13 protein-coding genes are annotated in these 13,571 nt (G+C 37.2%); 3 read left to right on the top strand and 10 right to left on the bottom strand.

What is annotated here, in order from left to right; genetic code table 11:
• The first annotated feature begins 87 nt into the window (after positions 1-87).
• Both H1P_RS39470 and H1P_RS23290 read left to right on the top strand, forming a co-directional pair.
• A complete protein-coding gene (locus tag H1P_RS39470; protein ID WP_484133492.1) occupies positions 88-630 on the top strand; it encodes a reverse transcriptase domain-containing protein in 543 nt (180 codons plus the stop codon).
• Positions 542-844, top strand: a complete 303-nt coding sequence (locus H1P_RS23290) for a RidA family protein (RefSeq protein WP_144871852.1) — start codon at positions 542-544, stop codon at positions 842-844. The genes H1P_RS39470 and H1P_RS23290 overlap by 89 nt, the downstream gene beginning before the upstream one ends.
• Before the next feature lie 31 nt (positions 845-875).
• Here H1P_RS23290 and H1P_RS23285 read toward each other — a convergent pair whose 3' ends face one another.
• The 8 genes from H1P_RS23285 to H1P_RS23250 all read right to left on the bottom strand — a co-directional run bounded on the left by H1P_RS23285 (position 876) and on the right by H1P_RS23250 (position 8,801).
• Entirely contained in the window at positions 876-2,372 is a 1,497-nt protein-coding gene (locus H1P_RS23285; protein ID WP_144871850.1) for a GldG family protein, read from the bottom strand.
• Between the two features lie 459 nt (positions 2,373-2,831).
• A complete protein-coding gene (locus H1P_RS23280; RefSeq protein WP_144871848.1) occupies positions 2,832-3,623 on the bottom strand; it encodes an ABC transporter permease in 792 nt (263 codons plus the stop codon).
• 142 nt (positions 3,624-3,765) lie between these two features.
• A complete protein-coding gene (locus H1P_RS23275; RefSeq protein ID WP_144871846.1) occupies positions 3,766-4,845 on the bottom strand; it encodes a RuBisCO accumulation factor 1 in 1,080 nt (359 codons plus the stop codon).
• A 369-nt stretch (positions 4,846-5,214) separates the two neighbouring features.
• A complete protein-coding gene (locus tag H1P_RS23270) occupies positions 5,215-5,979 on the bottom strand; it encodes an energy-coupling factor ABC transporter ATP-binding protein (RefSeq protein WP_144871844.1) in 765 nt (254 codons plus the stop codon).
• Between the two features lie 54 nt (positions 5,980-6,033).
• Entirely contained in the window at positions 6,034-6,822 is a 789-nt protein-coding gene (gene cbiQ / locus H1P_RS23265; protein ID WP_144871842.1) for a cobalt ECF transporter T component CbiQ, read from the bottom strand.
• Positions 6,823-7,164: 342 nt separating this feature from the next.
• Positions 7,165-7,809, bottom strand: a complete 645-nt coding sequence (gene cbiM, locus H1P_RS23260; protein ID WP_144871840.1) for a cobalt transporter CbiM — start codon at positions 7,807-7,809, stop codon at positions 7,165-7,167.
• 39 nt (positions 7,810-7,848) lie between these two features.
• Positions 7,849-8,319, bottom strand: coding sequence for a carboxypeptidase regulatory-like domain-containing protein (locus tag H1P_RS23255; RefSeq protein WP_144871838.1), 471 nt, complete (start codon positions 8,317-8,319; stop codon positions 7,849-7,851).
• Between the two features lie 143 nt (positions 8,320-8,462).
• Positions 8,463-8,801, bottom strand: coding sequence for a hypothetical protein (locus tag H1P_RS23250; RefSeq protein ID WP_144871836.1), 339 nt, complete (start codon positions 8,799-8,801; stop codon positions 8,463-8,465).
• Positions 8,802-9,642: 841 nt separating this feature from the next.
• On the opposite strand from H1P_RS23250, the gene rpoD reads away from it, so the two are divergent.
• A complete protein-coding gene (gene rpoD / locus H1P_RS23245; RefSeq protein ID WP_144871834.1) occupies positions 9,643-10,764 on the top strand; it encodes an RNA polymerase sigma factor RpoD in 1,122 nt (373 codons plus the stop codon).
• Positions 10,765-10,924: 160 nt separating this feature from the next.
• On the opposite strand, the gene murD is transcribed toward rpoD, so the two are convergent.
• Positions 10,925-12,307, bottom strand: a complete 1,383-nt coding sequence (murD, locus tag H1P_RS23240; protein WP_144871832.1) for a UDP-N-acetylmuramoyl-L-alanine--D-glutamate ligase — start codon at positions 12,305-12,307, stop codon at positions 10,925-10,927.
• A gap of 161 nt (positions 12,308-12,468) precedes the next feature.
• The gene (locus tag H1P_RS23235; protein ID WP_246141923.1) at positions 12,469-13,401 is read right to left on the bottom strand and encodes a sensor domain-containing diguanylate cyclase; all 933 of its coding nucleotides are present in this window, start codon (positions 13,399-13,401) and stop codon (positions 12,469-12,471) included.
• Positions 13,402-13,571 lie beyond the last annotated feature (170 nt).

Genomic DNA, 13,571 nt, shown 5'->3' with positions numbered 1-13,571 from the left:
AAAAATCACGAAGAAATTAAATTTTTCTGCGGAATGTGAGATGGACTAGAGTTAAAACCCACTTTACATGGAACTCCACAAGGAGGCGTGCTTAGTCCGCTTTTAGCGAACATCGCCTTACACGGAATGGAAAATGTAATCAAAGACTTTATTGTTCAATTTAGAATATTAAGTCCCACAGGTAGACCTCTAAATACTAAAGACAAACGACAAAGCGTCAGTCTTATTAGGTATGCGGATGATTTCATTATCCTTCATGATGATATAGACATACTCAAAAGGTGTATAGAGGTCATAACTCGATGGTTAAATGATATGGGGTTAGAAATTAAAGCTAGTAAAACTAGGTTAACTCATACGTTGTTACACTACAAAAAGGAAAGCCCAGGATTTGATTTTCTTGGTTTCCACATCAGGCAATTTAAGTCTGGAAAATACAGAAGTGTAAAAAACGGACAAGGAGACATACTAGGCTTTAAGACTGTTATCTCGCCCAGCAGAAAGAGTGCATTGAAACACTATCAGAAGATTGCTGAAATAATTGAAAAACACAAATCAAGAAGACAAGCTGCTCTTATTGATAATCTTAACCCAGTGGATAGCCGAACAAACAGACATTGTATATTCTAAAATTGCTAGCATTGCGAATCAGGAAAACGTCAACTTATCAAACATAGTCAAGGTTACGATTTATGTTACGAATTTTGATAATATTGAATCTTTGAGAGCTACTTTATTCAAGCACTACGGTTCTGCCTTACCAGCAAGTTCTTTGGTGCAGGTAGATCGTCTCTTCTCACCAGATTTAAAAATAGAGGTTGAGGCAATTATTGCCGTAGAGTAATATCAATTTCAACAACGGTGAAATTAGTGATTTATCGCTTACGCCACCAGATAGTAACTGCGACCATAAAACTGAGTAAAGGCAAAATTGCGATCGCCAAAGAGCTAATAATTTCTGCTTGTAAAGGTGTTAGATTAATGCGACGGTTGGTGAGTTCTTTGGGACGAATTGATAAGATATCTTGGTCTGCGCCTGTTAACCAGTCAACAGTATTTAAAAAGAGATCGCCGTTGAGTTGTTGCGTAAACCAACCATCGGTAGCAAAGATACCATTACCAAATATCACCATACGAGAAGCGCTTTCCTGAGTTAAAGCGATCGCAATATTTAAAGGACCTGCGAGATCTTCTTGAGGATTGAAGGTAATTTCTTCGCCAGCGAGGTTACTTTCTGCCCAGGTGTTTTCGTTAGTTATAACTAAGGGTGTGGTGGTAATATTATCTTTTTCTGTTGTTTGAATGATACGAGATTCAGGAAACAAAGAAATACCATTACCAAAGTTACGCGTTATGGGGTGATCGCCATACTGCTCTACTATTAATATCGTAGGGGGTCTGTTACCGTTTGCGTTGCTATCTATGACTAAACGATTATCTAATTGAATACCCAAGTTTTGCCAGATAGAATTTAAACCAATGTCTGTATTGGGCATTAACATTAGTAAGAGGTTTCCACCGTTTTGGAGATATTGCTGAAGGCTGGTTATTTCACTATCTAATAGTCTTCTGAGGGGTTTTGCGATCGCGATTACGTCGCTATTTTCAGGTATTGTGGGATTGATAGCCAAATTTAAAGGTGCAACTACATAACCCCTTTCGGTTAATTCGCTGATTGCTTGAGAATATCCTTCTTCTGTTGTGTCTAAAGCCGGTTCACCATGTCCCTGTAAAAAGTACATATAGGGTGTACGATCTTGCTGAATTTTAGCGATCGCATTTGTTAGTTGTGGTTCTGATATATTAGTACCTAAAGGCGTAACAGGGCTATCGATTTGTTGTCTTTTGGTACCGTATTCGAGATACACTTCCCCCAAAGACTCTACTTCAAATTGTTCTGCTATATTAATTTCAAGCTCTGGATCGACAAGTTGATAGCTAAAATTTTCACCGTAGCGTTGATAGTTTTGCAGTAAGGTTTGGGTTTCAGGATCGATATTACGGTCGAATATCCAGACTTTGAGAGGTTGAGTCAGATTTTCTGCGATCGCTTGAGATTGAGGCGCAAGGGTAAAAATTTGATTTTCTGTCAGATCGATACGTAAAGGATTGCGAATTACGAGAAAGTTTATTAAGACGATTATTGTTAGTACTGCGATCGTACTAATAAAGCTATTAATCCCAATTTCTGTAGTTCGTTTTTGCCAAAATTGAGAACGATTTTGCAGCGTAATTCCGATCCAAGTCAGAAAAAAAACAACTCCTACAGCCAATAAAATAATCGGGATCAAATACCATTGACCAGTTACTGTACCTGCAACAATTCCTGCTACAGATAAAGTGATACTTAGTAGTAGTAATAATCTGGTCATTAAGTCTCTTAAATATTGGTGAATAGCTTTAAATACTTTGGTTTGACAGGATTAAAATCGACCTCTTCTCAACTTTGAGGAGATGAATAAGGAAGATGTTTTTATATTGGAAAGACTTCATTTGATTGAAGCAATAAGTGGTAGTTACTTAATTCCTTATCATTCATCTTTCATCACTCGAACAGTGTCTTGATGCGCGACGGCGAAGCCGATTCCTTTAGGGGAGCGAGTCCTTTAGAAAAGCTATATGGGTTGCGGTATCCTTGACCGAAGGGAATCCTTTAGGATAGGAGTCCTTTAGGGCGTTCTTATGTCGCGATTGAAAATCGCCTGGATCGCATCGCTTCATTAAAAATCAAGGGTCTCAACAAGGTGATTGGATAAGAGTCGCGAAACCGAGCGCATCCCTCACCTTCAAACTGAATGCAATTGAACTATCTAATAAAAAAATATAACAATTTACTTACGAGTAAAACGCAATATTTCTACAGATTGAGCCGTCAAAAAAACTCCCAACCAAATATAACTCAACAACAACACTAAGTCACTTAATTCAAAAACTCCTTGAATCAAATTATTGTAACTTTCTAATAATGATAAATGTTGTAAATTTTCACCAATAACACCACCTATATCTTGAGCAATAATATCGACAATCCATAAAAATAGTAATAAAGCAAAGGTTAAAATTGCCGAAATAATATTATTACTAGTCAAGGAAGAAATAAACATTCCCCAAGCCAAAATTGCCGTGGCAAAGAGAATTAATCCCCCATGAGCCAGTAAAGGAACAGTAGCAGGAATTGGAGGCTCTGCTGCACTAAAAATAATTGCTTCATAGAGTAAAAAAGGAGCAATTATAAAGATAAAAAAAGTGACTATTCCTAACAGCTTACCCAACGCAACCACCCAATTATAAATTGGAGATGTAGCTAAAAGTTCTAATGTACCTCGTTTTCTTTCTTCTGTATAAAGTCCCATCGAAAGTATGGGTAAAATAAATAAACATAAAGAACCCAAAACAGAAAAAAAAGAATTTAAAAAAATATAAGCTACATCTATCGGCTGAGAAACTAAACCACTTTGATCGCTAAAAGCAACCTGTTGTATTAATCCTTGTTCTCCTAGTAACATTCCTACCATGTAAGAACCTGCTATTAACCAGAAAATACTCGCCACAATATAAGCCAACGGCGAAGCAAAATAACTCTGTAATTCTTTCTGAAAAATAGCCAATAAGTTAGAAACCATACAAAAGAAGTATTAAGAACTTACAAATTGACAACGGACAATGTGATAATTGACAACTAACGAGCGGCCATTAGCAATTAGCCATGAACAACTAACCACTAACTACCAACCACTAACCACTACCCACTAACTACTAACAAAATTAATCATCCATTTGCCAAGGTTCGGTGATATTACCTTCATCTAAAATTCTTTTCGGGCGCACCACCACTACTAACTGACCAATAATACTATTTTTGGGTTCTGTTTCCGACCATTGCAACTCAATACCATCTGCTGTTTCCAGTAAGAAATAACTGTTAACATCCCAAGTTTGAGCAGCCCGATCTATAATTACTAAGACTTGTTCTACTTGACCAGTAAGCGTTTTCGGTAAGCGATCGCTATTACAAATATAACCTACAGGATCCACTGCTTTTAGCACGGCTTGCCATCCTGGTATGGGTACAAAAATACCTTGCGTTTGAATATTAACGCTACGGAATGGCTCTTGAATTTCTACTCCTGCAACCGCTTCAATATCTTGACGAGTTAGAGGATAAGTACCCACCAAAGGAACAATCCTGATTAATTCTTCTTCAGAATCTAAGCGATAAATAGGTAATAAGGGTGCTGTATGACTAGCAACCACAGTAAAGTCACTTAATAATCTTTCAATAGTTTCTCTTGCAGGCTGAGAATAGGCAAATTTTAAGCCTTTAGCAATCAAGCGCGATCGCTCTTGTAAATCTTTTCTCTGACGGGCGTGTTTCCAGCAATTATAGGCTACCATGTCTCCTGGGTTTTGGGTAAAACCTTCTGGTAACTGAGACATCCGCGACACATCTTTAATGATTCTGGCTATCTCGTGTGCGCCATCCACATCTACTTTTTTATCGTAAGCAAGTTGAGCAGCATTAGCTCTTTGTTTTTGATTGAGGATACGTAATTCGTAAAGTATGTCAGTTTTGGGGCCTTTATAATAAGTTAAAACTTCTGGTGCTAACTCTGCTTGCACGATACCGTCATATACCTGAGAAGCCACAATAATGATGTTTTGTTGACTAGCTTGAAAGCCAGAAGCTTCAAAAATATCGGCGGGGTTACATCCGGCTTTTTGTAACTCTTGACAGGTTTTTCCCCAGTCTACCCAAGTCCCTTCTTTGTGTAATAGCGATCGCAGTTTTTCCTGAATTTCCGCTTCTGATAGTTGTACCGAATTAGATGGTGATGGGCTATTCATCTCTACTTTTTCCCTATTGGCAAAAGAATTATATCTTTATTTCTGTGGTTCGTTAAATTAAATATTGACGAAGTCAGAGAAAGCTCCGTCGTTTTATTGATCCAAGAGATGGGGACGGCGGAGTCTCTCTGACCAAAAACACTTTATTTACAAACGACATAACTTAAGTTTATGAAGCAATATACCAAATCTATCGAAAGGAGCTGATAGGAAATGCATAATATGGTGCGTCTTTGGTGACTCCGCGACATTTGAGAAGACTTCAAATGCTTGTAACGGACGTTGGATGATGAAACCTCACGACTGTTCGTTGACACCCCTATGCGATGGGTGCAAGTCTCGCATAGTTTGATGCACTGCTTCTGACTTCTAATGTTTATGAGTTAAAGAGTGGGGTACTTCCAGATTATTATTTTCCATTAAAACCCGATCGCTCATAATCTTTTGGGGTAAGCCATCAGCGATCACTCTTCCTTGATTGAGTAAAATTACGCGATCGCAGACTTCCAGAATTAATTCTAAATCGTGAGAAGATATCATAATAGTCTCACTGGAGGCTTGTAAAAATCGAATTAGTCTTCTTCTGGCTTTAAGATCTAGATTCGCACTGGGTTCATCGTAAAGAATCACTTGGGGTTGCATTGCTAAAACAGTTGAGATCGCCACCATACATTTTTCACCCCCTGAAAGGTGGTGGGGTATGCGATCTATTAAGTGAGATACTCCTGTAAGTGATAAAGCGGTTTCGACACGTTCTGTTACCTCATGGGGAGCTAATCCCATATTTTCTGCTCCAAAAGCTACATCATCGCGCACTGTAGGGCAAAATAACTGATCGTCAGGATTTTGAAATACCAAGCCAATATCGGGGTTAAATCTTCCTGGGACGATCGGACGATTTAAAATTTGTACGTCACCATAATTAGGGGTTAAGATACCGCAAATCGCCATAAATAGAGTGGTTTTTCCTGCGCCATTTGCACCAATTAAACCTACTTTTTCTCCTGTTATAATTTTAAGATTAACATCAGTTAAAGCAGCCCTTTCTTTACTATAATTAAAGCCTAAATTATTGAGAGTAATGCTGACGGTATTTGTTAATGATACTTGATTATTTCTCGTTAATTCTTTCATTAATCATCCCCTAAAATGGTTAACAATTTTGTACTAATACTATATTTTACTTGTTTAACTTTTCAAGAAAAATATTTCTGTGACTAAGATACTGGTGGCGAGAAATAAACTAACAATTGTTCCCCAAAGATTGTAGCGGTTAAATTGCGACAAGGAAGCAGATTTTTGTAAATTGATCTGATGATAGTTACTACCGTAGCCCCGTAAAATCATAGCATGATAAATACGATTAGAACGCTCGTAACTTCTCACAAATAAACTGCCAACTAAGCTAGCTAATACTTGGAGATAACGACGATTTAGTTGATGATGATTAAAGCCTCTGAGTTGAAGTGCTTTTTGCATTGTATTTAGGGTTTCTCCTAATTCTTCAAGATAGCGATAAGACAATAAAGTCATATCAACAATAACTTTTGGTAAGCCCAAAATACGTAATGCTTTGATACTATCCAGAAAAGGCGCAGTCCCAAATAAGACTAAGCTCAGGGTGAGAATACAAAAAAAACGCACTACTATTAATAGTGCAGTCTGACAACCTTCTTGCTTTAAACTTAGCCATCCCCATTGCAGTAAAGTAGTATTTCCGACAGTAAAGGGCAGCAAAAATACTACTGCCAATATAAACCAACCAGGATAGCGTAAACGAGAAATTAAATAGCCAAAAGGTAGGCGAGACAAAATAAAAAAAATTGCAGAAATTGCCATAAGTATCGGCAATAAAGCCAGACTTTCTACAAAAGAAAAAGCAAAAATTAATCCTAATAAACCGATTAATTTATATGTTTGCTGCCAACTATGAATTGGCGATGTTAAATAGGCATAACGATCGATAGTTAACTTCATTACTTCACAAGAAAAGAGACAAAATAAATATTTTTTTCATTATTAAACATTAAGTTCAACAATTTTTTTAGTTCACTTCAGTCATAATTCGGACAGTTTTTTGATGAATGCTAAAAGCATCGATATTTCGTTTCTGCTTAAAGCCTGTAACCACTATTACTTCATTGATTATTACAGCAAATCATAATTTTGTCCGCACTATTACCCAGAAGACAAAGAAAAAATTAAATTAATTAGTCTTTGTCAGAATAAAAAATATACTTTTTCCTTTTTCTCTTTTCCCTTTTCCCTTTCTCCTCCGTCCAAACCAACCATTTTTCTGTCTATCAAACTAACACATTATTAAACTTGCAATAATTCTGGTTTTACTTTTTCTAAGAAAGAAACAATCATTACTGTAAAAGTACCTTCAACCAATGCTTGAATCAAATAACTACCTAAAGAAAGATAAATAGCTGTTCTTTCGGTGGCTGCATTTAATTCAGGGGAAATCGTTCCAATGGCAATAGCAGCGAATAAAGTTGCGGACAATAAAACAGCCGATGCACCACTAATAAAAGCTAAAGCCTTAGTCCAAAATTGTTGTTTTCGAGGAAGATGCGATCGCAGACGAAATACATAGTAAGCAACAATAGCTGGTAATCCCATAATGACAGCGTTAATTCCCAGTGTAGACATTCCTCCGTGCTGAAACATAACTGCTTGAAAAAATAGCCCTATAGGAATAGCTAAAAAGGCATAATACCCCAATAAAGTCCCCATCATGCCATTAAGTACTAAATGAAAGCTGGTTAAGGGAGGAGGCGCAGGAATGTGGATTAAAGAAGCGATAAAAAAGACTGCTGTAAATAAAGCAGATTTGGGAATACTAGATTGAGGATCGCGATCTCGTTGAATTTCTCTCAAAGAATACCAAGTAACCCCTCCAGAAATGGCATAGCCAGCAAGACAAATACTCGGAGGAACAAAACCGTCAGGAATATGCATGAAAAATCAAAGTAAAAATTATCCAAAAATTATCTTGCTTCATTTACGGTAAAAAAATAAAGCAGTACCAATAAAACCCCAAACCCCAGAAATCGCCATCAGTAATTTTTGTCCTGGGGAATAGCTAACAATATCAGTTGCACTCATACTAGAATTCATGGTTGCTGTAGTAGAGGATTCAGCGATCGCATCTTGTTCTAAAGGAATACTAACCAAGTCTCCATGTCCTGCTTGACGTACTTTAACATCCCAGTTTCCAGACAACTCAGCATCGGGGACAAAAGTAAATTTTCCTGATTCATCAGTCATTCCTTTCAACCACGGAGTACTAGGATCGTCTGGTGCATAAACAACCGCTTGCGCCTTTGCCATTGGAGTTCCATCATCGTAGGTAGCTCGAATCACAATAGCGGAAGTTTGCTGATAATCAATCCTCGCTCCATGAGCATAAACTGGTTGAGCAAATCCGCTACTAAACAATAAAAATAATAAAATACGCGGATCTTTCATACTTACCCTAATGAGACTACTATTGAATGATTGTATGACCTGATTTACAAAGGGAAAAATTTCCCCTACATTTCTCAAAAGTTTTCAACAAACTTAATTTATTGTTTATATTCTGCTTTACAATGTCTTTCTCCAAAATGACCTCAACCAATAATTGCTTGGGTTAAAAGTTCTCGATCTTCAGGAGAAAATTGCAATTGTACTGTTTTAAACTCATCTAAAATATTTACAGCTTCTTGAGACTGAATATCTCCATCTTGGTCAGGATCGAAAGCTGGTTTAGTTTGATAGGCTGTTACGTTTTCTACATTGACAGCCACTCGCTCAAAATTAACATTTCTGTTATCTTTTGTAACAAAACCTTGACTTACAAAGTCCTCTCCATGACTAACTAAAGTTAAAGCTCCTTGACTCTCAGAATATTTTGTGGGTGTAGTTGCATTTTCAGTGTTACCACTACCGCTATAAGCTGTTATTGCCAAAAATCAAAGAGTCACCGTCTTCCAAATTGCTCCAAAATATTTCGCCATAATATTACTTAACTCCAAAATTACAAATTTAAAAGGCAGCAAAAAATCAACAATTGAGGAATTGAAGATAGTGAAGCTTGCCCTTATACAAAAACTTACTTTTACCTTAATTGTTATGCTTCGTTGAGAATTGAAAGTTTAAGTATTTTTTCGTAATCATCGATAGAACAAAAAATGAGATGTCAAAATTTGTAATATTGCTTACAATGCAAAGAGAAGAACTTTGTAGTCAGCAATTCAACAAAACTTTAACTATTTGGGGGTTAAATAAGATCATTTCTGCAAAATCTTCACCACATTTAGAGAGATCGAGGCTAAAATCAGAAAGTATTAAAAATATCTAGTCAATAATACTTACTGCCAAATTGCACTCATCGCAATTAAGCTAGATAAAGAGTCAATTGCAAAGCAATTACATATACTCTAGTGAGGCAGTTAAAAAAAGCACAACTGGATTTTTAAATTCAGTTATTAAAAGAGCATCCCTCTATGTAGGAGATTCTGAGGCACATTGGCTTATGCAGTGCATCTTAAATATATCTATCTCGGATGTTTGCCATGAGTAAGAGACAATCTGTGAGTTGACTCAATACCGAGTTGGACTTCATGTCACTGTCAGACAACAAAGGTGCTTATAAGATGGAAACAATAATTTCCCTGAATCGCCTTGATGAAGACCTACAAAGGGAGAGTTCATCTACAGTTAAGAAGAAATGTCTCTAAAAATATATGCGAGTTTAACAAGACCGCTCATTGTTAATTTTATTTACTGAAGGAGCAAGAGGAAAAGAGCATGACCCAAGCTAATCAAGCAATGGCAACAATCGCTAATCCAGCAAATGATTGGGAAAATTTAATTGACGAAGGTAGCAGTAAAGCTAAAGATGAGATAGAAATAACTGTAGATGTTTCTAAAACTAAAAGTAAATCCGCTACTCGCCGTACTGCTGAAAGAGGTAGAAAAAAACCTTATACAGAAGATTCTATTCGTATTTATTTACAAGAAATTGGTCGTATTCGACTGTTAAGAGCAGAAGAAGAAATTGAATTAGCTCGGAAAATTGCTGATTTATTAGAGTTAGAAAGAATTCGCGAGAGATTAGAAGATTCTTTAGAAAGAGAAATTAGTGATGCAGAATGGGCAACTGAGGTTGCAATGGAACTTCGTCCTTTCCGCCGTCGCCTATTCTTGGGTAGAAGAGCCAAAGATAAAATGGTGCAATCAAACCTGCGTTTGGTAGTATCTATCGCTAAAAAATATATGAATCGTGGTTTATCCTTCCAAGACTTAATTCAGGAAGGCTCTTTGGGCTTAATTCGCGCAGCCGAGAAATTTGACCATGAAAAAGGTTATAAATTTTCTACTTATGCTACTTGGTGGATTCGACAAGCAATCACAAGAGCAATAGCAGATCAGTCTCGTACTATTCGCCTTCCTGTTCATCTTTACGAAACTATTTCTCGTATTAAAAAAACTACTAAAATTCTCTCCCAAGAAATGGGACGTAAACCCACTGAGGAAGAAATTGCAGAGCGCATGGAAATGACTATCGAAAAGTTACGTTTCATTGCCAAATCTGCTCAATTACCTATATCTCTAGAAACTCCTATTGGTAAAGAAGAAGATTCTCGTCTAGGGGACTTTATTGAAGCTGATGGTGAAACCCCTGAAGATCAAGTATCGAAAAATTTACTTAGAGAAGATCTAGAAAACGTGCTTGATACTCTTAGTCCCCGTGAAAGAGATGTGCTTCGCCTGCGTTATGGCTTAGATGATGGTCGCATGAAAACTTTAGAAGAAATCGGTCAAATCTTCAACGTAACTCGCGAACGTATTCGTCAAATCGAAGCTAAAGCATTACGCAAATTGCGCCATCCCAACCGCAATAGCATTCTTAAAGAGTATATACGCTAATTTAAGGAACGATGAAGGAGGAAGAAGTAATGTTCTAATTTCTAATTCCTCCTTTTTTTCCGACCCTCAAGATAATAACCGAATATAAGCGATCGCTAAACGCGAAAAATGAGATAAATAGTATTTTCACTAACTTCAGGAATAACCTTGTATTTATTCCTCATACCTCATATCCTCTCAATTCCTGACACAATGTCCTAAAATGCTCCCCACGATCTTCAAAGCTGAGATATTGATCGAAACTAGCACAAGCAGGAGATAATAAAACTACCTTCGCATTTTTTTCTCTGGCTAAATATACGCTACGATTTACAGCATTTTCTAGGGTTTCTACAATTTCATAATTTTCATAATCAGATTCTTGTAATCTTTGAGCAAATAGGGGTGCATCATCTCCAATTAGTAATACTGCTACGGCTTTGGCTTTAATTTGTGCAATCCAAGCAGTATCATCTCCTTGTTTTGCTTGTCCTCCTGCAATTAAAATCGTAGGTGCTTCAACTGAGCTTAAACCAACTTCTGCTGCATCATAATTAGTGGCTTTACTGTCATTAATGTACTTAACTCGATTTTTAGTACATATATATTCTAAGCGGTGAGGAACACCAGAGAAAGTAGTAATAGCATCAGCGATCGCTTTTTTGTCAACCCCAGCTAATCTAGCTGCTGCAACTGCCATTAAGAGGTTTTGCTGATTGTGTATCCCAGGCATTTTAAATAGAGAAATTGGTAAAATTAATTCCCCAAAAGCAACTACCCAAGAATCTTGGATGTATACTTCACGCTCTCGTTTTTCTTGTAATCCGTTAACGTGTGTCCAATAAGCATTTTGCCATTGAGTTCGATCTAGTGGTTTTAAATTGGCATCGTCCCCATTTAAAATTTGCTGAGGACAGCGACGCAATAAAGATGCTTTGATTTCCCTGTAATTTTCTAGGGTTTTGTGACGACTCAGATGATCTGGAGAAAAAGTAGTCCAAATCCCAATTTGGGGTTTTAATTCTCTGGAAGATTCGATTTGATAACTACTCATTTCGGCAATTACCCAATCTGGAGTTTGTCGAGCAAGTGCCAATTCACAAGCAGCATAGCCAATATTGCCACAAGCAGGAGCATTTAACCCCGCAGCTTTGAAAATTGCTGCAATTAAAGCTGTAGTGGTGGTTTTGCCATTAGTCCCAGTTACTCCCAACCAAGGTACAGATTTTAGATAACGCCAAGCTAATTCGAGTTCGCCGATGGTATCAATACTTTTGTTCCTAGCTTCTACCAATAGAGGAATATCCCAAGGAACACCAGGACTGACAACAATAAGTTGTGGTCTGATTTCTGAGTCTAAATTAGGGGTGTATCCCAGTTTGACCTGAATCCCTTCTGCCTCTAATTTCAGCTTTGCCGATTGTAATTCTCGACTATTAGAACGAGATTGTATTTGCTCTTCTGAGGCACTATCTCCTAATGTTACCTGCCAACCATTTTGCTTTAACAATCTCGCAGCAGCAATTCCCGATCTTCCTAATCCAATAATTTCTGCTTGACCCATATTTTCCGTCTTATCTCTCTAGCCATAGTTTAAGACAGAATAGGAAAGATGTTAGTGATTTTGTTGGTGGTTAGTAGGGGGAAACGCCTGTTCGCCTCTACAGTGATTCGTTGCTCGTTGCTCACAAATTTACGGTTTGTTTACTGATAACTGATAACTGATTACTGATTACTGATAACGCGATTTCGACCTGCTTTTTTGGCTTGATATAAATTGCTATCTGCTTTAGCGATTAAATCTTCGGCAGAACTATCATGTTTGGGAATACAACCTGCAACACCCAAAGAAAGGGTAATATACATATCTGTGGAAGAATTGATGTGAGGAATATGCAGGGCTTGAATTTGCCGACAAATATTTTTTGCTACTTTTGCTGCTCCTTCTGGGGTGGTGTTAGGTAAAACGATCGCTAATTCTTCTCCTCCATAACGAGCCGTTAAATCGGCTGGACGTTTGACTGTTTTTTTCACCGCTTGAGCTACTTTACGAAGACATAGATCGCCTGCTTGATGACCATAAGTATCGTTATAAAGTTTAAAATGGTCAATATCGCACAAAATAAGCGATAAAGGAAATTTTTCTCGGGCTAAACGCTTCCATTCACTCTCTAGATATTCATCAAACTTACGTCGATTAGCAATTCCTGTCAGGCTGTCAATTATGGTTAACTCTGTGAGTTGTTTGTTATTTCCTTCTATGGTTTGATAAAGTTCTGCTTGCTTAATAGCGATCGCTAATTGTCGGGTAATTTGCTTTAATAGCTCAATTTCTTCAATTATCCAAATACGAGATTGAGAGCATTGCTCAACACAAAAGATACCCCACAATTTTCTCTCGACCATAATGGGGGCAATAATAGCAGAACATTTTAACTCTGATGATTTTGCTGAAAGTAGGGGATTGCAGAGAGAATTATTGTCTTTGCAGACATTTTCTAGGATAATAATTTCTCCTGCCTGTAAACGAGTTAAATTAGTGTCTAGTTGCCAAAGTTTTTGGTCTAAAACTGGAGATAAAGCACAGTTATCGCCAATTTTGGATAGGGTGGATTTGGATAAAATTTTAAAATTAGCAGAAGATTCTACTTTGCTAATAATGATTTTTTCTGCTTCGAGAAAACTTTTTATCTCTTCTGTTGGCGAAAATAGAAGGTTCGTGTCACCAGACGCAACCTAACCTTGAAACCATTGCAATGTCTAGCTTACAGCCTTTGATAAGACTCAACCTATTTCACCCCAAAACCCTCTTGATTCATAATTTTTTT

Origin of the sequence: Hyella patelloides LEGE 07179 (assembly GCF_900659865.1) — a bacterium.
Taxonomy (GTDB): Bacteria; Cyanobacteriota; Cyanobacteriia; order Cyanobacteriales; family Xenococcaceae; genus Hyella; species Hyella patelloides.
The sequence above is the reverse complement of the archived record's forward strand: the minus strand, read 5'-3'. Positions and strand labels throughout refer to the sequence as shown.